This window comes from Arthrobacter sp. H5 (assembly GCF_000520595.1).
Classification (GTDB): domain Bacteria; phylum Actinomycetota; class Actinomycetes; order Actinomycetales; family Micrococcaceae; genus Arthrobacter_D.
This window is the reverse complement of the sequence record NZ_KI915007.1, coordinates 1-24,722: the sequence shown is the minus strand read 5'-3', so window position 1 is coordinate 24,722 and position 24,722 is coordinate 1. Positions and strand designations below refer to the sequence as shown.

At 60.7% G+C, this 24,722-nt stretch carries 24 protein-coding genes, 1 pseudogene and 2 riboswitches; of the genes and pseudogenes, 15 read left to right on the top strand and 10 right to left on the bottom strand.

The features are described 5' to 3' along the window. Positions 1-11: 11 nt before the first annotated feature. Complete coding sequence (locus Y708_RS0115215; protein ID WP_028280587.1) at positions 12-419, bottom strand: heavy metal-responsive transcriptional regulator; 408 nt, start codon at positions 417-419, stop codon at positions 12-14. 53 nt (positions 420-472) lie between these two features. On the opposite strand from Y708_RS0115215, the gene Y708_RS0115210 reads away from it, so the two are divergent. Next, positions 473-808 (top strand): alkylmercury lyase, encoded by a 336-nt coding sequence (locus Y708_RS0115210; RefSeq protein WP_028280586.1) that lies wholly within the window; start codon positions 473-475, stop codon positions 806-808. 1 nt (position 809) lies between these two features. Next, positions 810-2,162: a dihydrolipoyl dehydrogenase family protein gene (locus Y708_RS0115205; protein WP_028280585.1), complete on the top strand. Its 1,353-nt coding sequence runs from the start codon at positions 810-812 to the stop codon at positions 2,160-2,162. 46 nt (positions 2,163-2,208) lie between these two features. On the opposite strand, the gene Y708_RS0115200 is transcribed toward Y708_RS0115205, so the two are convergent. The 9 genes from Y708_RS0115200 to Y708_RS25470 form a co-directional block, all read right to left on the bottom strand. Continuing rightward, positions 2,209-2,946: a flavodoxin family protein gene (locus tag Y708_RS0115200; RefSeq protein ID WP_028280584.1), complete on the bottom strand. Its 738-nt coding sequence runs from the start codon at positions 2,944-2,946 to the stop codon at positions 2,209-2,211. A 322-nt stretch (positions 2,947-3,268) separates the two neighbouring features. Continuing rightward, entirely contained in the window at positions 3,269-3,583 is a 315-nt protein-coding gene (locus tag Y708_RS0115195; protein ID WP_253905839.1) for a DUF202 domain-containing protein, read from the bottom strand. Between the two features lie 42 nt (positions 3,584-3,625). After that, positions 3,626-4,027, bottom strand: a complete 402-nt coding sequence (locus tag Y708_RS0115190) for a YidH family protein (protein WP_081746864.1) — start codon at positions 4,025-4,027, stop codon at positions 3,626-3,628. 58 nt (positions 4,028-4,085) lie between these two features. Then, the gene (locus Y708_RS28540) at positions 4,086-4,925 is read right to left on the bottom strand and encodes a formylglycine-generating enzyme family protein (protein WP_081746862.1); all 840 of its coding nucleotides are present in this window, start codon (positions 4,923-4,925) and stop codon (positions 4,086-4,088) included. A gap of 349 nt (positions 4,926-5,274) precedes the next feature. After that, on the bottom strand, positions 5,275-6,000 hold the full coding sequence (locus tag Y708_RS0115185) for a LysR family transcriptional regulator (RefSeq protein ID WP_081746860.1): 726 nt from the start codon (positions 5,998-6,000) through the stop codon (positions 5,275-5,277). Between the two features lie 25 nt (positions 6,001-6,025). After that, positions 6,026-7,327, bottom strand: coding sequence for a sulfatase family protein (locus Y708_RS25475; RefSeq protein ID WP_051479042.1), 1,302 nt, complete (start codon positions 7,325-7,327; stop codon positions 6,026-6,028). Positions 7,328-7,406: 79 nt separating this feature from the next. Continuing rightward, positions 7,407-7,544 carry a hypothetical protein gene (locus Y708_RS29325; protein ID WP_155853895.1) on the bottom strand — a complete coding sequence of 46 codons (138 nt, stop codon included), beginning with the start codon at positions 7,542-7,544 and terminating at the stop codon, positions 7,407-7,409. Positions 7,545-7,583: 39 nt separating this feature from the next. After that, the gene (locus tag Y708_RS0115170) at positions 7,584-8,726 is read right to left on the bottom strand and encodes an ABC transporter substrate-binding protein (protein ID WP_028280580.1); all 1,143 of its coding nucleotides are present in this window, start codon (positions 8,724-8,726) and stop codon (positions 7,584-7,586) included. Positions 8,727-8,752: 26 nt separating this feature from the next. Continuing rightward, positions 8,753-9,187, bottom strand: coding sequence for a carbohydrate ABC transporter permease (locus Y708_RS25470; protein ID WP_081746856.1), 435 nt, complete (start codon positions 9,185-9,187; stop codon positions 8,753-8,755). 447 nt (positions 9,188-9,634) lie between these two features. Between Y708_RS25470 and Y708_RS0115160 the strand changes: the two genes are divergently transcribed. The 13 genes and pseudogenes from Y708_RS0115160 to Y708_RS0115100 all read left to right on the top strand — a co-directional run. Then, positions 9,635-10,366, top strand: coding sequence for a VldE C-terminal domain-containing protein (locus Y708_RS0115160; protein WP_035776556.1), 732 nt, complete (start codon positions 9,635-9,637; stop codon positions 10,364-10,366). Between the two features lie 162 nt (positions 10,367-10,528). Next, positions 10,529-10,621: riboswitch (SAM riboswitch) on the top strand. Positions 10,622-10,625: 4 nt separating this feature from the next. Further along, the gene (locus Y708_RS0115155; protein ID WP_028280578.1) at positions 10,626-11,450 is read left to right on the top strand and encodes an ABC transporter ATP-binding protein; all 825 of its coding nucleotides are present in this window, start codon (positions 10,626-10,628) and stop codon (positions 11,448-11,450) included. A gap of 71 nt (positions 11,451-11,521) precedes the next feature. Beyond that, positions 11,522-12,571, top strand: coding sequence for an aliphatic sulfonate ABC transporter substrate-binding protein (locus Y708_RS0115150; protein ID WP_035776555.1), 1,050 nt, complete (start codon positions 11,522-11,524; stop codon positions 12,569-12,571). Then, a complete protein-coding gene (locus tag Y708_RS0115145) occupies positions 12,568-13,443 on the top strand; it encodes an ABC transporter permease (protein WP_028280576.1) in 876 nt (291 codons plus the stop codon). Before Y708_RS0115150 ends, Y708_RS0115145 begins: the two co-directional genes overlap by 4 nt. Then, positions 13,434-15,434, top strand: coding sequence for an acetate--CoA ligase (gene acs / locus Y708_RS25465; RefSeq protein ID WP_051479047.1), 2,001 nt, complete (start codon positions 13,434-13,436; stop codon positions 15,432-15,434). The genes Y708_RS0115145 and acs overlap by 10 nt, the downstream gene beginning before the upstream one ends. 221 nt (positions 15,435-15,655) lie before the next feature. Then, positions 15,656-15,755: riboswitch (SAM riboswitch) on the top strand. Positions 15,756-15,759: 4 nt separating this feature from the next. Next, positions 15,760-17,145: an O-acetylhomoserine aminocarboxypropyltransferase/cysteine synthase family protein gene (locus tag Y708_RS25460; protein WP_253905837.1), complete on the top strand. Its 1,386-nt coding sequence runs from the start codon at positions 15,760-15,762 to the stop codon at positions 17,143-17,145. After that, the gene (locus Y708_RS0115130) at positions 17,142-17,636 is read left to right on the top strand and encodes a CoA-binding protein (protein WP_028280575.1); all 495 of its coding nucleotides are present in this window, start codon (positions 17,142-17,144) and stop codon (positions 17,634-17,636) included. Before Y708_RS25460 ends, Y708_RS0115130 begins: the two co-directional genes overlap by 4 nt. 306 nt (positions 17,637-17,942) lie before the next feature. Further along, on the top strand, positions 17,943-18,167 hold the full coding sequence (locus Y708_RS27630; RefSeq protein WP_028280574.1) for a DUF8175 domain-containg protein: 225 nt from the start codon (positions 17,943-17,945) through the stop codon (positions 18,165-18,167). A 39-nt stretch (positions 18,168-18,206) separates the two neighbouring features. Further along, positions 18,207-19,586, top strand: a complete 1,380-nt coding sequence (locus Y708_RS0115120; protein ID WP_253905836.1) for a TrbL/VirB6 family protein — start codon at positions 18,207-18,209, stop codon at positions 19,584-19,586. Then, positions 19,567-21,075 (top strand): SCO6880 family protein, encoded by a 1,509-nt coding sequence (locus Y708_RS0115115; protein ID WP_028280572.1) that lies wholly within the window; start codon positions 19,567-19,569, stop codon positions 21,073-21,075. Before Y708_RS0115120 ends, Y708_RS0115115 begins: the two co-directional genes overlap by 20 nt. Beyond that, positions 21,076-22,667: pseudogene (locus tag Y708_RS25450) on the top strand (DUF87 domain-containing protein). Next, entirely contained in the window at positions 22,664-23,671 is a 1,008-nt protein-coding gene (locus Y708_RS25445) for a type IV secretory system conjugative DNA transfer family protein (protein WP_051479040.1), read from the top strand. The pseudogene Y708_RS25450 and the gene Y708_RS25445 overlap by 4 nt, the downstream one beginning before the upstream one ends. 9 nt (positions 23,672-23,680) lie before the next feature. Continuing rightward, on the top strand, positions 23,681-24,722 hold a 1,042-nt coding region (locus tag Y708_RS0115100), incomplete at its 3' end, for an ISAzo13 family transposase (protein ID WP_035776554.1).

Sequence of the window (24,722 nt, the reverse complement as noted above, 5' to 3'; positions counted from 1 at the left end):
CGCGGCAGGGTCTACATGTCCTTCGACGGTGTGATGATGTGGCACACATCCGCGTCGAAACAATCAGCAGGGTCAAGGCCCCGACTCGTCTCGATCAGCTCGCTGAGCTCAGCGGACAAGGCCGCAAGTTCGCGTTGACGAACCTGAACATCGACAAGTTTCTGTTCGAGGAGAGCCGAAACGTGGGCGCACGGCACCTCACCTGCGTCGCGTAGCCGCAGCGTGCTCGAAATCTCAGCCAACGTCAGTCCTGCTCCCTGAGCCGACCGGATGAACCGCAAACGACCCACAACCGCGGAATCATACCTGCGGTAGCCGTTTGAGTCGCGGCGAGGATCCGGCAGGAGACCCTCACGCTCATAGAACCGGATGGTCTGACTATCGACGCCCGCAAGCGCTCCGATTTCCCCAATACGCATGCCTTAGTCTAACCCTTGACCTTATAGTTGACTATAAGGTTTACAGTCGAGGTATGAAGATCACCCTGCAGTATTTCGATGACTGCCCCAACTGGACCCTCGCCCACGAACGACTCGTCGCGTTAGCTGAGGAACGCACCGACATCGTCCTCTCACTCCAAAAAATCGAAACCGCCGACGACGCCGAACGGGCTGGCTTTCACGGGTCGCCGAGCATCCGAATCAACGACATCGACGTTTTTGCCGGCCCTGGCACACCAGTCGGTTTGGCCTGCCGTCGATACCTCACCCCAGACGGACCAGCCGGCGCCCCGACCATCGACCAGCTCAGGGCAGCGCTACCACCCGCTACGGCTACGGCCGACCTTTCAGACAAGAAAGAGATATGAGATGACTACTGATGTTGACCTTCTGGTCATTGGTGCCGGGATGGCTGGAATCGCCGCCGCGACCAAATGCGCGTCGAATGGGTGGAACGTTGCAATCGTGGATTCCCTTCCCTACGGCGGTACCTGTGCCCTGCGCGGATGCGATCCCAAAAAAATCCTCAGGCGTGGCGCCGAAGTAATAGAGGCCGCCCGGCTCATGAGCGGTAAAGGGGTGAACCCCGGAACCATGTCCATCAACTGGCAGGAACTGATGGAACACAAACACGGATTCACCCAACCGATCCCCGCGACCATAGAGGAAAACCTCCAATCACATGGAGTGCAAACCCTCCACGGGGCTGCCACCTTCACCGCCCCGACACGAATCGACATCGCCGGAGCATCCTACGAAGCCGCGAAAATTCTTGTGGCCACCGGAGCCGCACCCCGACCGCTGGGTTTCTCCGGGGCAGAACATCTCATCGACAGCACCGACTTCCTCAACCTTCAGCGGCTGCCGCCCCGGATCGTTTTCGTCGGAGGAGGTTTCATCTCCTTCGAATTCGCTCATATCGCCGCCCGAGCCGGAAGCTCCACACACATCCTTGATCGCCGCGCCCGGCCACTGAAGAACTTCGACCCAGACCTCGTTGATCTACTAATAGCGCGCGGCACAGAATCAGGTGTCATAGTTCAGCGCAACACGACCGTCACAGGCATCGTCAGAACAGACAACGGATTCCACATACACCTAAATCAAGCTGGAAAGCCGTCGACGATTGAAGCCGACCTCATCGTCCACGGCGCGGGCCGGACCCCAGACCTATCCCGACTGACCCTCGAAGCAGGCAACGTCGCCTATGGGCCCAAAGGCGTTCATGTCGCCGGCCATCTCCAGAGCACCACCAATCCCGCAGTCTACGCAGCCGGTGATTCAGCTGACACCCCAGGTATGCCGCTGACCCCAGTCGCAGTGTTCGAGGCCAAAGTCGCAGCATCCAACATGCTCAAATCAACCACCACAATCCCGGACTACACCGCCACCCCGACGACAGTTTTTACAATTCCTGAACTGGTTCGCCTCGGCATGCTCGAACACGAGGCTAAGGACAATGGTCTGGACATTGACGTCCGCTACACCGATACCAGCCGTTGGTACTCGAACTACCGCACAGGGGAAACAAGCAGCGCATCGAAAATCCTGATCGATAAGTCAACGGATCGGATCGTCGGCGCGCATCTCTTCGGCACCGGATACGCCGAACTAGCGAACACCATCAGCATGGCCATGAAACACGGCCTCACCACCCGACAGCTGAAATCAACAACAGCCACCTACCCATCGGTCGGATCAGATCTAGGCTCGCTCGTCTGACTGCCCGGAATTGTTGCGGCGGTGATGTCCTCGCGAACTCTTGAAGCTACCGGTATTCCGGATTCGCCTCCAGACCAAACCTGCCGCCTTCCTTCCACGCGTCAGGTAGGTTCCCTTGGGCAGGGATACCCCCAGCCATCTTCAGTAGGCGAGCCATATGAAGCAGATTCCACGTCATAAAGGTGGTGTTGCGGTTGGTGAAGTCATTCTCGGGGCCACCCGAGCCCTCGTCCAAATAGCTCGGGCCCGGTCCTGCCTCTCCGATCCAGCCAGCATCCGCCGCCGGAGGAATGGCCACCCCAATGTGCTGAAGGCTATACAGAATATTCATCGCGCAGTGCTTGACGCCGTCCTCGTTCCCCGTCAGCAGGGCACCGCCCACCTTCCCGTAATAGACGTACTGCCCCCGAGAGTTCGTTATCCCTGACATCGCGTAGAGACGTTCAATGATCTGTTTCATCACCGAGCTGTTGTCCCCAAGCCAGATTGGTCCCGCGAGCACCAGGATCTCTGCCTGTTCAATCTTCTCGAAAATGGCCGGCCAGGCGTCTTCGTCCCAACCGTGATCTCTCATATCCGGGTACACACCCGTCGCCACCGGAAGATCGACCGGTCGCACAATATCGACATGGACACCCTTCGACCGCATCAAATCAGCACTCAGACGGATCAGCCCGGACGTGTGGCTCAACTCGGGACTACGCTTCAAGGTGCAATTAAGGAACACTGCCCTCAGACCAGTGAACTCACCGTCACCGCTCACGGACTTCACGCTATCGGCCATCTAAAAGGTACTCCTATCTAGGTAACGAAAAACCTCAGATCCATTCAACAATCCGGGACTCGGCCGCCAATCCAGCTTGACCGAATAGAAACCACGATAGGCCCAGCGAAGTACTCACTATGTAACCCAGAACACAGACTCTACAATCACTTCCATCAGCTCAAGCTCCTGATACTCCGTTAAAGACAGCAACCCGCACGGGGTGACGTAGGCACGCCTCAGCACCTAGAAAGCACGAGGAGTCCGAAGGGCGCGGCCCGCCTTGCCAACAATCCGACATCATTTAAGGCCGATAACATCCCATTACGTCGGCCCCTCTGATTTACTGCAGCGGAAGGAATAGCACGGTGAAGATTCCAGCAGCGGCCAGCACGACGACACTTGATGCTACAGAGCCTGTGGAGATCAGGTCCGCAGGCATCCGCTCGTTGTTGATGCCGAGTACGGCGCGGCGGAAGCGGTGTTTCCTTGTCAGATTTATGGTGATGGCTGTCGCTGTTGCTGCAGTGACTAGGACCCCGGCAAACCAGCCGTGGTGGGGCATCCAGCGTAGGAATATCGCCGCTGCGATTATCAGCGCGAGAGTGGTCCTGCTCCAGGCGAGGTCGGTTCGTTCCGGCTGAAGGCCAGTGTCCATATGCTCCGGGTTGGTCTTACTGTCTCTGGGTGGGCGCATGCTTCAGGCCGGTCGCATGATCACGAATACGATAAATACGAGCGCTACGACGACCCCGCCGGCCGCGAGGACAGGCGCGATCATTGGCAGAGGAAGCGGAGCATTGCGGCGCATGGCGCGTTCGACATTGAGCCACCGGAAAAAGGATCCTCCCCCAATGATCAGTGCGAGGAACAAGAGGAGAACCGCGACGGTCTTGCGGATTTCGGGCACAAAGATGTCGGTGGTGAACGCTTCGACAGCAATTCCGCCTGCCAGCATCGCTAGCGAGGTACGGATCCAGGCCAGGAACGTCCGCTCATTGGCGAGAGTGAAACGGGGATCCGGCTCCGTTCCGCCAGAGAGGATTCGTGACTCGAAACTGCCACGGCGAAAACCTTCTTTGAGTATTTCCTGGCTGGGCACATTCGTCGTTGTGTTGCTCGTTGCGTTGCACTCCGGCCGCGGCGCGGATTCCGCCGTTTCAATTGGCTTGACCTACGGTCCGGAAGCCGACATTTCCCGAGGTTGATTCTGGACGGTTGTGTGAGCGGGCTGAATTGCGGTAGCGATTGCAGTATGAGTCGTGGCAGAGGTAGGAGCCTCCCCTAAGGACCCGGCTTTTACCTAGTGGAGAGCCTTTCGGATTCTGCTGAGGTGAGGATCGGTAATAGTTCGTGTCAAACCAGTCAGCGCACCATTCCCACACATTTCCCACGGTTTGCCATAGACCGAAACCGTTAGGCTTATAGGAACGCACCGGCGCGGTGGCAGCCCACCCGTCATCCTTTGAATTTTGTGCGGGAAAGACACCTTGCCATATGTTGGTCGGCCACTTACCTCCACCAGGTAGTTCGTCACCCCATGGATAGCGCTTCGCCTGTAGACCTCCGCGGGAAGCATATTCCCATTCCGCTTCCGTGGGCAGGCGACGATCTGCCCATTCGCAGTAGGCCATGGCATCATTCCATGACACATGTACCACCGGATGATCCTCCAGGCCTTCTATGCTCGATTCCCTACCGTAGGGTCTCCGCCAGTCGGCACCGCTGACTCCCGCCCACCAGGGTGACTGGCGAACTCGGCCCACGACATCTTCGACGGGGGCGACGACGAGGGAATGGAAGACCGCCGAAACGCCCGACCTTTCGGCGTCGGTTTGGTAGTGGGTGTCAGACACGAACCGGTCAAAATCAAGGTTAGTCACTGTCGTTGCGTCCATCTCGATGGGGCCGACAACAACGGTATGTACCGGCTCCTCACCATCGACAGGATTACCGTCGCCAGTGGAATCTCCCATAAGAAAGGAGGCCTTGGGCAGCATTCGCTGTTCGACCTGATGGCTGCCCCTACCCTTGAACGCTATGCCTTTCACCGCCGTGGGCGCACGGGCAATGTCAGGAGTACAGCACGATCCTCCTGGTGCCGAGAAGTTCATTTACCGGAACCTCCATGAGTAGGGTTTATGCCGTTCGGTTGGTGCAGACGTCCTTGGGCTACTTCGTCGGATAGAAATTTCTTCAGTGCTTGCATGAACACTGCCCCGGCGGGTGAGAGTTGGCGGGTGCGAGCCCAATGGATACCGATCTGTCGAGACGCCGAATCTTCACGGATTGGTCTCCAGACCAGTCCGGGATCACACATCATCCGTGCAGCGAGTAGCCCGATGACTCCTATTCCAGTCCTTCTTTCACGAACGCAAACACGGTGGTCGGCTGGGTTACTGCCATACTGCGTTCTCGGTCAACCCCGACTTCGGCAAGCAATTGATGATATTCGCGTCCTATTCGAGCATCGAGACCCGCCTCTCCTGTTGTGATGACTGCGGAGCTTTTCAGGTCCTGAAGAGACACCTTTTCTTTTCCGGCGAGTGGGTCATCACGGCGGAGCACGACCACAAAAGGGTCGGTCAACAGCGAGCGGCGATCTATACCCACCAATGGTTGTTCTTCCATCATCGGACGAATGGTCAGTTCCACCATCCGATGCGTCAAGGCATCGTCGAGCCAACTATTTGGGCCTTCATGAACTTCAAAAGTAACTTCAGGGTGCATATTGGCGAACCGGGCGAATAACGGTGCAAGGATCTGGGAGCTAACGCTCGGGATACTGCCCACTGCTACAGATCCGCTCACCCGGCCTGTCCTTGCTACGACTGCTGCCTGCGCGGCTGTCCATTCCGCGATAGCTCCACGGGCGTGGGGCAGGAACGCCTCACCGGCGGAAGTGAGCGTCGGCGGGTGAACGTCGCGGTTCAGAAGGGATTCGCCGAGTAGAGATTCCAGCGAAGCGATATGAGCGCTGACCCGCGACTGGGCGCGGTGCAGGGACCGAGCGGCAGCGGAAAATCCCCCAAGTTCATGCACCGCAACGAACGACCGACACCAAGTCAATTCCACAACGTCAGCTTCTCTCTACTTGTCTCTATCCAGCGGAGACACGGTTCGGTTGAGCTCGTATAGGTTGCTCCGGCGTGGCGACCACTCCTTCCAGTAAGGGATCATCCGTACGGACCATATGATGATGCAGGCGGTCCGCCAGAGCAGATTTGAGGTCATCATGAGTGGGATCCGATGAAACATCATTGAGTTCCCACGGGTCCTTGTCCAGCAGATACAGTTCTTCGATAGGTCGTTCAGACAGGTGGCTGTCTCCGAATCCTCGACGTGTGGCACTTTCTTCAAGGTCGATTGGAAGGGGAAGACGAGGCCCGGTTGTGAAGTTGCGGATGTACTTCGCTTTTGGCGTTCGGAGTGCGCGGATAGGGTCATACCGATCGTGGTAAGTCTTTTCGAGAACTAGCTCCCTTTCCTGCACCGGACTTTCCGATTCCTGGAGGACGGTCAGGAAGCTTCGGCCTTCCAATTCATCGTGCCGCACCCCGCCGGCCAGTTCTATCAGGGTGGGAGCGATATCTAGATGGCTCACGATGTGGTCTCTCCGTCCAGCAGGTGCGTTCCATTGGCGTGGAAGCTGCGCGATCAGTGCAACCTGCACTCCCGAGTCGCATAGTGTGCTCTTAGCCCGCGGGAACGCAACACCATGATCAGTTGTGAAGATGACAAGGGTGTTGTCCCGGTAGGGAGAGTTCTCGAGAGATTCCAGCATGAGGCCTACAGCTTCATCCATCTGCCGGATGGCGCCATGAAATTCACTGATGTCCTGACGTGTGTCTGCATTATCCGGAAGGTAGGGCGGCACATCAACCAGGTTCGGATCTGATGGTTCGTAGTCTTCGACTGGCCACGGCCGGTGCACTTCCCACATCCCGATAGTGAGCAGGAACGGCTGATCGGGGTGCGGTTGCTCGAACCACCAGTCGACTCTCTTGGCTACTTCCAATGCGCGTGGAACGAACCCAAGGCCGTGCACTTCGTCGTAGCCAAGGACCCGGGCATCGAAGTCTTCGTGTTGAAGTCCGATCAACGCCGAATGGTAGCCCTGTTCTCCAAGCATTTCGGGAAGGGTTTCGATACCAGCGCGGTATTGCCATCCCGCATGAGTCAGACCCATCAGGCCATTCTGATGCGGAAGGAGACCGGTAAAAAGAGACGAGCGTGCCGGTGTGCATAGTGGTGCAGTCGCGAAAGCTTTGTCGAAAACTATGCCTTGATCAGCCAGTCGCTGGAGGTTTGGGCTGGGAATGGAGGACATTCCGTAGCAGGAGAGCCACGTTCCAAGGTCATGGCAGTGAATAAGCACGATGTTGGGTTGCTGGGGGTGCATGGGGTTCCTTCGTGGTTCGGTACGGTACGGCCAACGGGTCAGTGTCCTGGCACCTTCTACGTGCCAGGACACCAGTCCGTCATTTCATGGGGTAGCCGGCCTCTTGAACGACGACAGTAAGTTCACTTTGCATCTGAGTCATGCCTTCTTCAGGACTCACGTCACCGGCGGCGATGGCAGCCAGAATCGGCTCGGTAACGGTAAGGAACTCACCCATGAATTCGAATCTGAACGGGCCCTGTGCAGTCTCTGACGCCTACCGAACCACATCCAGGTACTCCTGAGCCGATTCCTCAATACCATCAGCGTCATACGCATCAGACCGTGTGGGAATCCCGCCTGCTTCCACGAAGACTTCCATGCCTTCTTCCGAGCTCACCCATTTGATGAAATCGAGCGCAGGTCCGGTACGCTCTTCCGGAAGATCGGCTGGAACCGCGAGATTCCAGGTTCCGGTCGCCGCTATTCTTCCGGGAAGTTCCGCGAAACCTACCTTGCCGATGACATTGGAGTTGGCTTCATCGTTCATGCTGTTGGCGGCTGCGGCCACGACGCTCAGCTGGGCCGAATCTTCTGCCTGCATGGCGGCGATTGCTTCAGCTTGCCCAACGGCTTTGGGGTCATCCGGGCCCAATTGTGCCAGCTCCCGGAAGATCGTGGCTGCGCGGATAGCTTCTTCGGAATCCACAGCTGGCGTCCAGTCGACTCCTTGTTCGCGGAAGAAGTTGCCGCCTTCACCGAGCAGGATGCCGGCAAAGTCGTAGGTCACTTGAGGAGTGCCGGGGACGCCTTGGAACCGTTGGATGTAGCCGTAGCGTGCAGCGTCGGCATCGATCACTTCCTGGCCGTTGGCTATCGTGTCGGCCCAGGTTTCAGGGACTTCCAATCCCAACTGCTCGTAGATGTCGGACCTATAGATGAATACCTGCAGGTTTCCCAGTAGGGGGACATTGGTCAGTACCCCTTCCTCAGTGAATGTCTTCGTTTCTGCGTCCCAATACGGAAGTCCGCCATAGGTGAAGATCTCTTCATCGAGTTGGTAGTCAGGGTCGATGTCCTGCAATGGCATGAGCAGCCCGCTGACATTGAACTGTGCCATGTCGACTTCGTTGACCTGGTAGACATCGAAGTTATGAGTGCCAGTTTGTGCGTCGTTGAGCATCTGGGTTTTGACTTCATCGTTGGGGAATGAGCGGAGGTCGACGTCCACGCCTGTTTCGGCTTCGTAGGCTGCGCCAACGGCGTCGTATGCCGGGTTCCAGGGCGCCTGGCTGGTGATTACAGTGACCGTTTCACCTGATCCGAGAGCACCCCCTCCGCCTCCGCCCCCTGAACAGGCGGCGAGCGAGGCTGCCAGACCTACGGTTCCGATGAGGGCGACTAAACGGGGATTCTTCATATTTGTTGCTCCTTTGCAGTGATTCATTAGCCTTTGACTGCACCGGCTGTGAGCCCGGCTACAATCTGACGATTAGCGAAAATGGCCATGACGATGATCGGGATGGCGGCGAGAGTTCCCGCAGCTGCCATTTCTCCCCAGGTGACGGCATACGGCTGAAGCAGCCCTGCGATACCAACGGTGACAGGAGCTGTCTCTCCGCCTGACGTTAGGGTGAGGCCCATTTGGAACTCATTCCAAGCCAGGATGCCGGTGAAAATTCCTACCGCCGCAAGCCCAGGTTTCACCACTGGAAGCATGACAAGCAGGAAAGTCTTGGCTTCAGACGCGCCGTCTACGAGAGCTGCTTCCCGCAGCTCGTCAGGGATGCCTGAGAAGTAGGAAGACATCAGAAGGGCCGCGAACGGGAGGTTCAGAAAACCATTCCACGAGGTTGGCGCTCGGAAGAACGGATTGAACATCTCCGATGAGGTGCTTTCCCGACATGGCCGGACTGTCGCGCAGCATCCCGCAGTACATGAGGGCTTTCGCGTCCGCCTGGAACGAGCGATTCAAGAGTAAACAGCCTGTTGCACAATTAACGCGGGGGCCCATCGTCGCCCGGAAGATCGATGTTCGCGAACAGCTGACTGCGAACCGGGCACCGGTTCCCTTGCCGGTATTGCCGCACCACGCGCCTTCGAGCGCCTATCACTCATCAAACTGATGACAATAGGTAGTGCGGCCCAGCCACGCGGGAACTAAAAGCCCCAGCCGTTGATTAAACAGCCGTCGATTAAATATTCAGCAGTTCCCTGCTCCGTTATTCCTGGAACATTTCACCGCAGCGAAAGGCGCGTCATCGCAAACAGACGTCTGAACTCGTGATGCCCACCGAGACGCATGGTGGCCGACGCCACCCCGTTCGGGTGCTTTTGTACCTTTTGCTGCTCGGGCTGCTCACGTCAGCAGTGGTACTCCTCGGGCCCAGCTTGCTCAGCGGCTTGCGCATCGAGGGCGGCTCGCTGCTAGGAATCGCTGAGTGCACCGTCCAGACCTCGGAGGGAGAAGTGGGGCTCGACCGTGATGAGGCGCAGCTGGCCACCACGGCGGTGGCGCTCTTGGCCCGCGGGATGGACGCACCGGACATCTCCGGCATCGACGAGGCGGTGTTGAAGCGGCTAACCGGCGGGCCGTCCGAAGATGCTGGTCCCAGCTTGACCTGTCGAGGCTCAGCCGCGAGTGACCTTCAGGAACAGCAGCTGACTGCCACGGGCCTGACACCGCGCGCCGAACAGTTACGTGAATCGATGACCGAAGTGTTCGGTAGCCAAAGCCTGGGCGGGTTCGCCCATGGTGGCGTTGGTCAGGGGCACGGTGCGGACTCGACGCACTACGACGGGCGGGCCATTGACATCTTTTTCCGCCCGGTGGCTGAGGAGAACCGGCGTGAAGGTTGGATTCTGGCTCACTGGCTCGTCGCTCACGCAGAGGACCTCAACATCCAGTACGTCATCTTTGACGACCGGTTCTGGAGCACACACATCTCTCGAGGGCAATGGCACAACTACGACGCACCTGAGCCCAGCAACGAGATCCTGCGTCACCTCGACCACGTGCACGTGGACGTGCTGGGCGGAGACGCTGACTCAACTCCATAGGAACCAATCCGATGTGCGCCCTCTGAGGAACTGCAGCTCGGTCGCACTCAGCTACGCGCGTCAACGAACCTGAGCACCGAGACTTTACGGGCCAATGCAGGCAAGCTACTCAGTGTTACGACACACATTGCGCCGGTCCATTGCAAAGCGTTTAGTGGAACTTGACCATCCCGAGCGGCCGAGAGACCTGGATCGTTGAAGCCGCAGCAACCCGCCACCTTGGTGAACGGGTGCTACTGCCAGGACCGATGGAGTCCTCATGAGTACTGTTATCAGTTCCCGGCAGCAGCGTTCACCAGCCCTGCCGCATAAGCAAGCTCTTCCTGTGACGTTCTCGCGGCTCAGCCGGGCATTCGGTTCGGGTACGGCCGCCCATACCGTCCTCACGGACATCACCTTCGAGGTGATACCCGGCGAAGTGCTCGCCATTCTCGGCGCGAGCGGATGTGGCAAATCAACCCTGCTTCGCGCCGCCGCCGGCTTGGACGCTCCAAGTTCAGGCGCGGTACTCATTGGTGAAACGCCAGTCAATGGAATTGACGACCGATGTGCGGTCGCCTTCCAGGAACCCCGCCTGCTGCCCTGGCTCTCGCTTCGCGCCAACATCGCGATCGGGCTACCGAAGGGAACAAGCACCCCGGATGGCAAGGCGAAGGTGGAAGAATTGCTGGGCCTGGTGGAACTGGCGGATTTCGCCGAACACCGTCCCCGCGAAGTATCCGGTGGTATGGCCCAGCGCGCCGCGCTCGCCCGTGCCCTCGCCCGTAATCCCGGCGTTTTGCTCCTGGATGAACCCTTTGGTGCGTTGGACGCTCTGACTCGGCTCAGGATGCAGGACCTCCTGCTGGACATTCACCGCGCCCAGCCCACCACCGTGCTCCTGGTCACCCACGACGTCGACGAAGCCCTCCAGCTTGCGGATCGGATCATAGTGCTGGACAAGAGCACAGACCCGGCACAAGCTGGGGCCTCCATTTCCCGGACTTTGACCGTACCGGGCGACCGCCCGCGCGACCGCAATTCAGTTGAACTGGCCAGAATGCGCAGCTCGCTTCTCAACACTCTCGGCGTCAAAGGCCACTAGCGCTCCCAATCCGTTGACCGTCGTCGTGCCCGTCCGCACTATGACTGCCCGACCAAACCCAAAGGAAAACCATGAACCGCACCCGCCCTTCCTCCATCAGCCGCCGCGCAGCTCTGGGCATGGCGCTCGCCGTAACGGGCGGCCTCACCCTGACCGGATGCCTCGCCGGGGAGAACGCCGCATCCACCGATGTGGGCGGTGCCACTGCCACCGAACTCAACATCGACTTCGCCACCTACAACCCCCTGAGCCTGGTCATCAAGGACCAGGGCTGGCTTGAGGCAGATCTTGAGGACGAGGGAGTAACGGTCAACTGGATCCAATCCGCCGGCTCGAACAAGGCCAACGAGGCACTGCGTGCTGGAGCGGTCGACGTCGGCTCCACCGCCGGTTCCGCTGCCCTGCTCGCCCGCTCCAACGGATCGCCGATCAAGGCCATCGACATCTACTCGCAGCCGGAATGGTCCGCGCTGGTAACAACCCCCGATTCGGGGATCACGTCGGTCGAGGACCTCCGGGGAAAGTCAGTGGCAGCCACAAAGGGAACCGATCCCTACTTTTTCCTCCTGCAGGCCCTGGAATCCGCGGGAATCGACCAGTCCGAAGTGACCGTGCAGAACCTCCAGCACGCCGACGGCTGGGCGGCACTGAACAACGGCTCCGTGGATGCCTGGTCCGGCCTGGATCCGATCATGGCCTCTGCCGAGCAGGATGGCGCGGAGCTGTTCTTCCGCAACATCGACTTCAACACCTACGGCTTCCTTAACGCCACCGAGGACTTCCTTACCGAGAGCCCCGAGCTCGCCCAGACCGTGGTGAACGCCTACGAAAAGGCCCGCGCGTGGGCTAAGGAGAACCCAGAGGAAACGGCTCAGATCCTCGCCGACGTAGCCGGAATCGAGGTCGAGCTCGCCAATGCCGTGATCATCGAACGCACCAACCTCGACGTCGATCCCGCCCCAGGCGAAGCGCAACGCGCAGTCCTCGAAAAGATCGGCCCCGTGTTCGTGGAAACCGGTGACGTGTCCTCGCAGGAACAGATCGACGAGGCCCTTGCCTCCCTGTTCGACGACTCCTTCGTCACCAACGCCGATCCCGACGCAATCCAGGCCTCCTCATGACCCAGGAAAGAACAACGACAACCAGCAAGGAGGCTCTGGAGGCCACTGGAGTCACGGTGGCCACAGCCGAGAACGACGACGGCGCACCCCACCAGCCCGAAGGTTCCGGCGGGTTGTTGAGCCGGCGCCCGGTCCGGCTGCTACTGGGCCTGATTGTTCCGGCGCTGATCCTGGCCGGCTGGCAGTTGAACTCCGTCGTTGGCGTCTTCAGCGCTGTGCAACTGCCGCCGCCCGCCGCCGTGTTCAATGCCGCCGTCGAACTGATTGAACGCGGCGAGCTGGGCATCCACATTGCCATCTCAACGCAGCGGGTGCTGATTGGTTTTGCCGTGGGTGCGATTCTCGGCGTCGTTCTCGGTGCGCTTCTCGGCCTTTCGCGGCTGGCTGACAACCTTTTGGGACCCACCATTGGAGGGATCCGGGCTGTGCCTTCGCTGGCCTGGGTTCCGCTGCTACTCCTGTGGATCGGAATCAACGAGGATTCGAAGGTCACGCTCATCACGATCGGTGCCTTCTTCCCGGTGTTTACCACCGTCTCCCTCGCACTCCGGCACGTTGACCGGAACCTGGTTGAGGCGGGCCGCGCCTTCGGGCTGAAGGGCCTCGGCCTCCTTACCAAGGTGCAGTTACCATCGATCATCCCCGCGTTGTTCTCGGGCCTGCGCCTTGCTCTGGCACAGGCGTGGCTGTTCCTCGTTGCGGCGGAGTTGCTCGCTTCCTCGATGGGACTCGGGTTCCTCCTCACCGATTCACAACAGAACGGGAGGGTTGATCGCCTGTTCCTCACGATCATCCTGCTCGCGATCATCGGCAAGACCACTGACGCACTGCTGGGCATCGCGGAACGGTGGGCGATCCGCCGATGGACCTAAATCTGGCCACGGAAACCGGCCAGCTGTCCGAAGCAGAGCGAATCGCGTTCTGGGAGGACCGGGCACGCCGCCTGGATTGGGCGTCGGAGTGGCACACGGCGCACACCTTTGAGCCTGCACGGCCGGTCCCCGGTGGCGACCTCACCATCCCACGGATCGAATGGTTCGCGGGCGGGACGCTCAATGCGGCCTACAACTGTGTGGACCGTCATGTTGCAGCAGGGCTCGGCGGCAGGCCTGCCTTGTATTTCGAGGGCGAACCCGGCGACAGGCGCACCGTCACCTACGCCGATCTGCAGGACGAGGTGTGCCGGGCTGCGAACGCCCTTGAGTCGCTGGGGATTGGCAAAGGCGACCGCGTGGTCATCTATCTTCCTGTGCTGGTGGAAACCGTGGTCATCACGCTTGCCTGCGCCCGCATCGGCGCCATTCACTCACTGGTTTTCGGTGGATTCTCCGCTGAGGCGCTGCGCTTCCGCGTCGAGGACACCGGCGCAAAACTGCTGGTGACAACGGATGGCCAGTTCCGCCGGGGCTCCGCTGTCCCGGTGAAGGCTAACGCCGACGCCGCGGTGGCGGGCAGCGCCGTCGTCGAACACGTCCTTGTAATTCGCCGGACCGGCAGCGACATTCCCTGGCAGGAGGGCCGGGATGTCTGGTGGCATGACGCCGTCAACTCCGCCTCCCCCGTGCACCACGCGCAGGCGTTCGACGCCGAGACGCCCCTGTTCATCATGTATACCTCCGGCACCACCGGGAAGCCCAAGGGACTCGTCCACACGACAGGCGGCTACCTGACTCAGGCCTCCTGGAGCTTCGAGTATCTGTTCAGCGATCCCGACCCAGCTGGGCGGGACGATGACGTGCACTGGTGCACGGCCGACCTCGCCTGGGTCACCGCCCACACCTATGAAATCTATGGTCCGCTCTCCAACGGCGCCACGCAGGTCATCTACGAAGGCACGCCAAATACGCCGCACCCGGGCCGGCACTTCGAGATCATCGAGCGGTACGGCGTCACCAGCTACTACACCGCCCCCACCCTGATACGCTCCCTGATGGGCTGGTTCCCGGACGGCGTGCCCGGTGAGTACGATCTCTCATCCATCCGCGTGTTGGGTACGGTCGGTGAAGCCACTAATCCCGAGGCGTGGCGATGGTTCCGGGAGAACCTTGGGGCTGGAATGGCTCCAGTGGTGGACACCTGGTGGCAGTCCGAGACCGGCGCCGCCATCCTCTCGCCGCCGCCGACCGACACGTCGTTCAAGCCCGGGTGCGCATCTCGGGCGCTGCCCGGCGTGGGAACCAGAATAGTGAACGACGACGGCGATCCAGCAGCGCCCGGCGAACACGGGCTCATAGTGGTGGACCGTCCCGGCCCCGCCATGGCACGGACGGTATGGGGCAACCCGCAGCGGTACCTGGATTCCTACTGGCGAAAGTTCGCGGATCAGGGCTGGTTCCTGGCAGGCGACGGCGCCAAGTACGACGACGACGGCCACACCTGGATCCTCGGCCGCGTGGACGACGTCATCAATGTCTCCGGACACCGGCTCTCCACCATCGAGATCGAATCGGCTCTCGTTGCGCACCCGCGGGTGGTTGAAGCGGGCGTCTGCCCGATCGCGGATGAACTGACCGGGCACGCGATCGCCGCCTTTGTTGTCCTCACGTCCCCGGTGGTCTCACCCACGATGGTCGACCAGGCGAGCGCCACCCGCGCGATCCCGGTGGTCGACCAGGCGAGCGCTTGCGAGCGCGTGGAGACCCCGATAGCCGATCTCCTCCGCAACCACGTGGCCGCAGTGATCGGGCCGTTTGCCAAGCCAGCCGTCGTCGTCGTTGTTGAAGATGTGCCCAAGACGCGATCCGGCAAGATCATGCGGCGGCTGCTGACACAGCTGTACGAAGGCTCGCCGCTCGGCGACACCACGTCCCTGCAGAACGAGGCCTGCGTGCCCGGCATCGCAGCAGTGCTGTCGCGGCGGTAAAGATGCGCACCAGCTGCAATCGGCGGAGCCTTCAGTTGGTACGCTGGTTGCACTCCCCCGGATGCTTCGGCTACCGGGTTCAGGGCCCCGAAACGGGGCCCTTGGTTTTCTGGCCGCCCCCACGTCAAGCTGACGATCAGCCGCCCCCGATTTGGTCCGCCCATAATGCAACCCAAGGCAACAATCTTGGACCGGCGCCGTCGTACTGCCACTATGGAAGGTGACCATCCCGAGCGGCACGAGAGATCTGGCTCTTTGACGCCGCAGCAACCCCCGCTCGTTTTGGAGCCGGAAGGGTGCTACCGCCAGAGACGATGGAGGACGTATGAGCAAGGACCGGACTTTCGGATTCCGCACGCGTGCACTGCACGCCGGCGGCACACCTGACGCCACCCATGGCGCGCGGGCGGTGCCCATTTACCAGACCACGTCATTCGTGTTCAAGGACACCAACGACGCCGCCAACCTGTTTGCGCTGCAGAAGTACGGCAATATCTACTCACGAATAGGCAACCCCACGGTCGCGGCGTTCGAGGAGCGCATCGCCTCGCTGGAGGGCGGGATCGGCGCCGTCGCGACGGCGTCGGGCATGAGCGCGGAGTTCATCACCTTTGCCGCACTGTGCCAGGCCGGAGACCACATTGTTGCGGCGTCCCAGCTGTACGGGGGAACCGTGACGCAGCTTGATGTAACGCTGCGGCGGTTCGGTATTGAGACTACCTTTGTCCCCGGAACAGACCCGGCGGACTACGCGGCCGCGATCCAGGAGAACACCAAAGCCGTCTATGCCGAGGTGATCGCCAACCCGTCGGGAGAGATAGCCGACATTGCCGGCTTGGCGAAAGTAGCGCACGACGCCGGTGTGCCGCTCATCGTCGATTCCACCCTGAGCACTCCCTACCTGATCCGCCCGATCGAACACGGTGCGGATATTGTGATCCACTCGGCAACCAAGTTCATCGGCGGACATGGCACCACACTGGGCGGCGTCGTCGTCGAAAGCGGGCGGTTCAACTGGGGCAACGGCAAGTTCCCCACCATGACCGAGCCGGTGCCCTCCTACGGCAACATCCAGTGGTGGGCCAACTTCGGCGAGTACGGGTTCCTGACCAAGCTCCGCACCGAGCAGTTACGCGACATCGGCCCGTCCCTCTCCCCCATGTCCGCCTTCCAGTTGCTCCAGGGAGTGGAGACCCTGGCACAGCGCGTCGACGAGCACGTGGCCAATGCCCAGGCAGTCGCGGAATGGCTCGACGCCGATCCGCGCGTGGAGTACGTGAACTACGCCGGCCTGCCGACGCACGTGCACTTCGACAGGGCGCAGACATACCTCCCCCAAGGGCCGGGCTCGGTCTTCAGCTTCGGGGTGAAGGGCGGCCGTGCCGCCGGACAGGTGTTCATCGAGTCGCTGCAGATCGCCTCGCATCTGGCGAACGTAGGCGATGCCCGCACACTGGTGATCCATCCGGGATCCACCACGCACCAGCAACTGAACCCCGAGCAGCTTGAGGCAGCCGGCATTCCGGAGGACCTCGTCCGCATTTCGGTGGGACTTGAGGACCTCGACGACATTCTGTGGGATCTGGATCAGGCGCTGAATCTGGCCACGGATCTCCACGCGGCCGCAGACGGCCTTGGTCGATCACCGGTGGTCGACCAAGCGAGGGACGAGCGCGTGGAGACCTCCAACCAGATAGGAGCAGGCGCATGAGCAGCGAACCACGCATATGGGAAGGGCCTTCCGCTCCGGAGCGGTTGAACATCCTTCGAAACGCACAGTCAATCGCTATTGTTGGCGCTTCGGACAAGCCATCGCGTGCGTCCTATTTTGTGGCAACCTACCTTCAGTCCTCATCGCCATACCGCCTGTACTTCGTCAACCCGGTGGCCAAGGAAATCCTGGGCCAGCCGGTTTACGCGTCGCTGGCGGACCTTCCCGAGCAGCCGGACATCGTGGATGTGTTCCGCAAACACGCTGACCTGCCCACCGTCCTGGAAGAATCAAAGGCGGCCGGGGCCAAGACTCTGTGGTTGCAGCTGGGCTCCTGGCACGAGGAGGTTGCGCGCGGTGCCGAGGCCGCGGGCATGAACGTGGTGATGGATCGATGCGTCAAGATCGAGCACGCCCGCTTCCACGGAGGGCTCAATCTGGCGGGCTTCAACACCGGCGTAATTTCCTCAAAGCGCCAGGTAACGGCATAGCCAGGCGGCCCGCAGTGGAGCGGACGAAGCTGAGGAAAGCGTCTGCGGGCTACCGGGAAACAAAAAAACGGCCCTGGGCGCAGCCCCCGAAAGCGACTGGGAACTCGTCGGAACCATGGCCGTTCCGGAGGCCCCGGACACCGCAGGCCCGGGTGTGACCGACGACAGTGGATTCCGGTCTTGCTTCGCCCAAACACCAACCGGCGCGTTATTCGCCGCCGCGAAAATTTGGGCTGAAGGTTTCTACGGCAACACAACACGTCTCTACACGGACCTGACCACTGATAGCACTGCCCGTGATGAGCTTTGGAACAGATCGAAGCAGGGTCCGGAGTCGGGAGCGGAAACGCCCCCAAACTGCAGATTCAAGGCTTCCAGATTCAGCGTTATGACGGGGAATCGGCAGTTATCGACTTAGGTGTCGAAACCGAAGAAGGCGCCTTTGATTCACTCCCTACACCTCTGGAATGGGAGGACGGTGACTGGAAGTTGGTCATTCCGGAGACGGGAAACCCTGGCATCCAGCAGTGAATGACCTGAACAACTACATTCCATGGTCGGGGACCTGAGATGGATGAGGAAAAAGTCTGCCTACCTCTTGATCTCATGTGCCAAGGCGGCGGACTAGCTGGGGACTGGATCGGTAACGCTGTTGGTGATGGAATCGAGAATTTGGCTCGCGCGATCACCTTTGCGCTGTCCCAGATAGTCACAACACTTTCCACGTTCTGGGTTGATATGCCGACGAGCAACCTGACCACGAATGACGGTGTAACCGGTTCACCAACGGTTGCGTTTTTGCAGGATGGTCTTTGGTACTGGACGGCAGCACTGGCTGTCCTGGCGGTCATCGTCGGCGGCACCCGTATGGTCTGGGAGCAGCGCGGCGCGCCCATCCGTGAGCTCGTCCGGTCCCTACTGACCCTGACCCTTGTCTCAGGCATGGGTCTCGCCGTGATTGCTTTCCTGATCGTGGCCGCCGACGGATTCTCTTCCTGGATCATCGACCAGGCCACGGACGGGAACGGGTTCGCCACGGCCATTCAGACCATGTTGATTATGGGTGAGGGAGAAGTAGCCGTTTTCATGCTGATCATCCTGGGGCTGATCGGAATTATCACGTCGATAACCCAAATCGTGCTGATGGTGGTCCGCAGCGGAATGCTCGTCATTCTGGCGGGGATCCTGCCGACCACGGCGGCGTTCACGAACACGGAGATGGGTAAGCAGTGGTTCCAGAAAACCATTGGCTGGACGCTGGCTTTCATCCTCTACAAACCCGCGGCGGCCATTGTGTACGCGGTCGCTTTCCGACTGATAGACGGCGTCTCCGCCGGGGCCAATATCCTGCTGAACACGATCACCGGCATCGCACTGATGGTGGTCGCACTGCTTGCTCTGCCGGCGTTGCTGCGCTTCGTGACACCGATGGTGGGAGCCGTCGCCGGCGGTGGAGGCGGCATGGCCGCAGGAGCACTGGGAGCGGCTGCGGCCGCGCTGCCCTCCGGTGCACGATCCCTCGGTGCAGCAGGACGTGGAAGCGGCAACGCAACACCAACACCGCCCAGCCGCAGCACCACCGGTGAGTCAAACACCGACGGTGGGGGAGGCGGCAGTAAATCCTCCGGTTCACCTTCAGGCAGCTCGACTACGGGCAGCGGTCCCGGTGGAGCCAAACCAACTCCGGGATCAACCAGCGGCAAGAGTACCGGTCCATCCGGTGAACCGTCGGGTGCGCCTGCCGGTGGTGTTCCCGCCATGGCCGGAGCCGGAACGGGCGGTGGCAGCGCTGCAACCGGTGCAGCAGGAGCAAAAACCGGCGCGGCCGCGGGCCCGGTGGGTGCGGCTGCAGGAGCAACGGTGTCCGCTGCGTCCAAGGGCGCGGACGCAGTAAAGAAGGTTTCAGACGAAGCAGCGGGGGATGGTCCAAGTGGCAGCAACAGTAAGTGATTACAAGGAACCGACATACGGAAATTGGCGGATTCCCCGCTCAGCCGGGCTGGGAAACTTCGGTGCCATCGGCACGGGATTGATCCTCGTCGGCCTGGTGTTCGGGATTATCTCTTTCGCAATCTGGAACCTTTTCGTCGGCCTCGGCGTAATGGGAATCTTTGGTATCGGCCTCGTGTTGCTCACCATCAAGGACAAGCACGGTCAAACGATTGTGGATCGGGCAGGTGCCCGGGCCGCGTTCAAACGCTCCCGGCGCAAAGGGACGAACCTGTACCGTTCCGGCCCTCTCGGAGTCACTGACTGGGGCATGGACCAACTCCCCGGCATCGCCTCGAAATCCCGGCTGTATGAATTTGAGGACTCCTACAACCGCAAATTCGCCATGCTCCATATGCCAACCACCAGTCACTACACGGTGATCTTCTCCACCGAACCAGACGGCGCGTCAATGGTCGATCCTGAACAGGTCGATGCCTGGGTATCGAACTGGGGTGGCTGGATCTCAGCCCTTGGTGATGAGGCCGGAATTGAGGCCGCTTCCGTAACGGTGGAGACGGCCCCTGATTCGGGCTACCGGCTCCGCAATGAAGTTGAGATGAACATTGACGTGAACGCACCGGATATTGCCAAGGAAATGCTGCGTGAGGTCATCCGGACGTATCCGGAAGGCTCCGCGACGGTCCGGGCGTGGATCACCCTCACGTTCAATGCCACTATGCGTTCCGGTTCCCGGAAACGCGAGCCTGAGGAAGTCGCCAAGGATCTCGCCTCACGGCTTCCCGGGTTGTCGCAGCGGTTGCAGGCCACCGGGGCGGGTATCGCCCGTCCCATGGCTGCACAGGAACTCTGTGAGGTTGTCCGGGTTGCCTATGATCCACCGGCGGCACTGGTCATTGATGAGGCACACGCCGCCGGACACCCGGTAGAACTCACCTGGGGTGAGGTCGGCCCCTCCGGTGCGCAGACTAATTGGGAGAACTACCGGCATGAGGGCGCATATTCGGCGTCCTGGACGATGAGTGGCGCTCCGCGTGGCTCGGTCCATGCCAACGTACTTTCCAAGCTTCTGGCCCCGCATGGGGATGTGGACCGCAAAAGGGTGACCCTGCTGTACCGTCCGATGGATTCGGCCCGGGCGGCTCAGCTGGTCGAACGAGATCAAAACAATGCCAATGTCCGGATTACCTCTGGTAACCGGCCCTCAGCCCGTGCACTGGTCGATGCACGCTCGGCCGCGCAAACCGCATCAGAAGAGGCTCAGGGTGCGGGGTTGGTGAACTTCGGCCTGGTGGTCACGGCCACGGTCAACGGTTTGGACCGGCTACCGGACGCGGTTGCGGCCATTGAGCAAACCTCCGGTGCTGCACGGCTGCTGCTACGCCGCGCTTATGGGGGCCAAGATACCGCGTTTGCGGCGTCCCTGCCGATTGGCTTGGTGCTGCCTAAGCACGTCCTGTTGCCCTCTGAGATTCGGGAGGCGCTCTAAATGGCGCGTACGAAGATCCAGAAGAACCAGCACAAAGCGGCTCCGTTGGAGCCGAAAAAGAAGAAGCAGAAGAAAGCCACTGTGATCCGGGAGAAAGTACCTGGTGCGCGTGGCTGGCGTGGCCGTGGCGGCGGCGCAGCGGCGCTGGTTCCCTCGGTGCGGGAGTACCGGGGAACGACAGTGCAGGTCTGTGGGCTGTGGCCGTTTTCCTCGGGTACGTCCTCGCCCATGATTGGTGTGCCGATTGGGCGGCATGAGGAAACTCAGGCCACGGTCTGCTGTGATCCGATTAGCTGGTTTCAGCGGGCACGGCTGATCTCTAACCCGTCAGCGTTCATTCTCGGCAAGCCGGGTTTGGGTAAGTCCACGCTGGTCCGCCGGATGATGCTCGGCCTCGCCGGGCAAGGTGTTAACCCTTTGGTGCTGGGGGATTTGAAGGGTGAACACGTTGACCTGGTGAGAGCTGCTGGCGGGCAAGTCATCACGCTCGGCCGAGGCCGCGGATATTTGAACATTCTTGATCCTGGTCAGGCTATTGAAGTGGCGCAGCTCCTCGAGGGCGAAGGCCACGAGGATGCTGCTGTGCGGGTCCGTGCTGATGCGCACGGGCGGCGCCTGAATATGGTGGTCGCACTGATTACGATCAGCCGGAACCAGCCTCCTACCGATCAGGAACAGACCATTCTCGACCGGGCGTTGCGCTGGCTCGATGAGCACTTTGAAGGTGTTCCCGTACTCGGGGATCTACTCAAAGTAATCCAAGACGGTCCGGATGAGTTGCAGCAAGTTGCCCTCAATCGGGGAGACTGGCCGCTCTATCAGGCTGAGACGCGGGCACTGGAGGCAACCCTGCTGGGCCTCACGGGTGGCGGCAAGCTGGGGGAGATTTTCTCCGGCACACCACTAATCCCATGCAGCGGGACCGGGCCGTGGTGTTCGATGTTTCCTCTATTGACGAGACCGAAACCGATCTCCAAGCCGCTGTGCTGTTGGCGTGCTGGTCCTACGGTTTCGGTACCGTCAACGTCGCGAACGCTCTTGCTGATGCGGGGTTGGAGCCTCGCCGTCACTATTTCGTGGTCCTCGATGAGCTGTGGCGGGCGCTGCGGGCCGGTAAGGGCATGGTGGATCGGGTGGACGCGCTGACCCGCCTGAACCGTTCTGTTGGTGTGGGACAGGTGATGATCTCCCACACGATGAGTGACCTGCTGGCCCTGCCAGCCGAAGAGGACCGGATGAAGGCGCAAGGGTTTGTGGAGCGCTCGGGCATGGTCATCTGTGGTGGCCTTCCGGCGTCGGAAATGGCGTTGCTGACCAAAGCGATTCCGCTCTCACGGCAGGAACAGCAAAAACTCGTGTCCTGGCAAGATCCGCCCGCGTGGGACTCACGCGGCGTGGACGTGGAACCGCCCGGGCGCGGCAAGTTCCTCATCAAAGTAGGCGGACGGCCCGGCATCCCCGTTCACATTGGGCTGACCAGTGTTGAAGCGAAACTCAACGATACAAATAAGCGCTGGCATGACGCGCCTGAGGGTGAATCCCTTATGGCCGAAACACCAGTAGATCCGCCAACGGCAGGAGATTCGGCATGAGCGCACCAAACCGTAAAGGTACGTCCGGGAGCTATACCGAGGGCATTCTTTTGTTCTCGGTGATGGGCTTAGCTGCGGCGCTCCTGGGCGGGGCGTGGGTATCCGCGCACTGGGGCTCCTCGTTGGCCGGGATCAGTGCACCGCCGGCCCACCCGATAGAACTGATAGCGGGGCTTTTCAAGGGCGAGATCCCTTGGCCGGTACAGGCAACGTTTATTGCTATGGGTATGGGTGTGGCCCTGGTGCTGCTGGTGGTGCCGTTCGGGATTCTGTCGGTGAAGCGCTCGGGTAAGAAAGCTCGTGTTGATAAAGCTGCCCGGTACATGGGCCGGGGCAAAGACTTGGCCACGTTCTCCGAACGTGGTGTCAAGGCCACGGCGCAGCGGTTGGGTGTAGAGGATAGTCCGGGGATTGTTGTCGGCTCGGTTGTCTCCACCGGTCAGACGTTCTACCAGTCCTGGGAAGATCTCAGCATCGACATTTGGGGGCCGCGAACGGGTAAGTCCTCGGCCCGGATTATCCTGGCGATCCTGGATGCTCCCGGTGCGGTCATTTCAACCTCAAACAAGCGTGACGTGGTTGATGCCACCCGTGGGGTCCGCGCAGTGTCAGCTCCAGTGTGGATCTTCGACCCTCAGAAAATTGCGCAGGAAGAACCTACCTGGTGGTGGAATCCTCTGTCTTACGTGACCGACGAAGATAAAGCGGCACGGCTAACCCAGCATTTCGCGTCGGGATCTCGTGTACCTGGTGCGAAACCCGACGCCTATTTCGATCCGAAAGCAGAGGATCTGCTGACGTCGATGTTCCTGGCCGCTGCCCTAGATAAACGGCCCATCACCGACGTTTACATTTGGGTCACTGTCCAGGTCAGCAAAGAACCTGTGCAGATCCTCGAAGCTCACGACTACCCGCTGCAAGCTGCCGGGCTGGAGGCGCTGATCAATATTGCTCCTGAGGACTCGCGACATAATAACTTAGGTTTTATGGTGTGTCGGCTCTAGGATTGTGTTATGGCCGTGGGTGAGCAGTTGGTGGAGTCAGCGACAGAGAGGTATACGGTGTTGCGTCCGCATTTGGACGAGCGGCAGCGCCGTTTGTTGTTGGGGGTGGAGGCAACCGGGCTGGGGCGTGGCGGGATCAAGGCGATGGCCATGGCGACCGGGGTCCATCCCGATACCATTGCCCGCGGAGTCCGAGAGATGGCGGGGAATCCCGGGCCGCAGTCGCGGGTGCGGGCACCTGGCGGCGGCCGGAAGAAGCTGGCCACCACTGATCCGTCGCTGGTTGCCGAGCTGGAGGCACTGGTGGACCCGGGAACGCGGGGAGACCCAATGTCGGCGCTGGTCTGGACGACCCGCTCGACCCGCAACCTGGCCGGTGCGCTGACCGAGGCCGGGCATCCGGTCTCAGACCGGACCGTGGCACGGATGCTGCGCGAGGCGGGCTATAGCCTGCAGTCCAACGCCAAAGTCACCGAAGGCTCCCAGCACGAAGACCGGGACGCCCAATTCACGTACCTGGCCGGGCAGGTCGGTGAACACATGGAGGCGGGCCAGCCGGTGGTCTCCGTCGACACAAAGAAAAAGGAGCTGGTCGGGGATTTCAAAAATGCCGGGCGCCAGTATGAGCACTCCGGGGCCCCCGAGCGGGTCAGCGTCCACGACTTCATGGACAAGGATCTGGGCAAGGCCATCCCCTACGGAATCTATGATGTCTCGGCCAATACCGGTTGGGTCTCGGTCGGAACGGATCATGACACCTCGGCCTTCGCCGTGGCCACACTGGGCTCCTGGTGGAAAACCGTCGGAAAAGTCCGCTACCCGGGAGTCGGCCGGTTGCTGATCTGCGCCGATTCCGGCGGGTCCAACGGCAGCCGCATCCGCGCCTGGAAGATTGAACTGGCCAAATTCGCCGCCGAAACAGGCCTGACGATCACCGTCTGCCATCTGCCCCCGGGCGCCAGCAAATGGAACAAAATCGAGCATCGTCTTTTCGCCCAGATCACCCGAAACTGGGCTGGCAGGCCGCTGCGGACCCACCAGACCATCGTTG

Excerpts from the sequence above, each read along its gene's own strand:
- Y708_RS25460 (WP_253905837.1), top strand. The coding sequence starts at position 15,760 with ATGAGCAAGGACCGGACTTTCGGATTCCGCACGCGTGCACTGCACGCC.
- Y708_RS0115155 (WP_028280578.1), top strand. The coding sequence starts at position 10,626 with ATGAGTACTGTTATCAGTTCCCGGCAGCAGCGTTCACCAGCCCTGCCG.
- Y708_RS29325 (WP_155853895.1), bottom strand. The coding sequence starts at position 7,544 with ATGGGTGAGTTCCTTACCGTTACCGAGCCGATTCTGGCTGCCATCGCC.
- Y708_RS25475 (WP_051479042.1), bottom strand. The coding sequence starts at position 7,327 with ATGCACCCCCAGCAACCCAACATCGTGCTTATTCACTGCCATGACCTT.
- acs (WP_051479047.1), top strand. The coding sequence starts at position 13,434 with ATGGACCTAAATCTGGCCACGGAAACCGGCCAGCTGTCCGAAGCAGAG.
- Y708_RS28540 (WP_081746862.1), bottom strand. The coding sequence starts at position 4,925 with ATGCTGCCCAAGGCCTCCTTTCTTATGGGAGATTCCACTGGCGACGGT.
- Y708_RS0115195 (WP_253905839.1), bottom strand. The coding sequence starts at position 3,583 with ATGGACACTGGCCTTCAGCCGGAACGAACCGACCTCGCCTGGAGCAGG.
- Y708_RS0115120 (WP_253905836.1), top strand. The coding sequence starts at position 18,207 with ATGGATGAGGAAAAAGTCTGCCTACCTCTTGATCTCATGTGCCAAGGC.
- Y708_RS0115145 (WP_028280576.1), top strand. The coding sequence starts at position 12,568 with ATGACCCAGGAAAGAACAACGACAACCAGCAAGGAGGCTCTGGAGGCC.
- Y708_RS0115170 (WP_028280580.1), bottom strand. The coding sequence starts at position 8,726 with ATGAAGAATCCCCGTTTAGTCGCCCTCATCGGAACCGTAGGTCTGGCA.
- Y708_RS0115210 (WP_028280586.1), top strand. The coding sequence starts at position 473 with ATGAAGATCACCCTGCAGTATTTCGATGACTGCCCCAACTGGACCCTC.
- Y708_RS0115215 (WP_028280587.1), bottom strand. The coding sequence starts at position 419 with ATGCGTATTGGGGAAATCGGAGCGCTTGCGGGCGTCGATAGTCAGACC.
- Y708_RS25445 (WP_051479040.1), top strand. The coding sequence starts at position 22,664 with ATGAGCGCACCAAACCGTAAAGGTACGTCCGGGAGCTATACCGAGGGC.
- Y708_RS25470 (WP_081746856.1), bottom strand. The coding sequence starts at position 9,187 with ATGTTCAATCCGTTCTTCCGAGCGCCAACCTCGTGGAATGGTTTTCTG.
- Y708_RS0115205 (WP_028280585.1), top strand. The coding sequence starts at position 810 with ATGACTACTGATGTTGACCTTCTGGTCATTGGTGCCGGGATGGCTGGA.
- Y708_RS0115200 (WP_028280584.1), bottom strand. The coding sequence starts at position 2,946 with ATGGCCGATAGCGTGAAGTCCGTGAGCGGTGACGGTGAGTTCACTGGT.
- Y708_RS0115130 (WP_028280575.1), top strand. The coding sequence starts at position 17,142 with ATGAGCAGCGAACCACGCATATGGGAAGGGCCTTCCGCTCCGGAGCGG.
- Y708_RS0115150 (WP_035776555.1), top strand. The coding sequence starts at position 11,522 with ATGAACCGCACCCGCCCTTCCTCCATCAGCCGCCGCGCAGCTCTGGGC.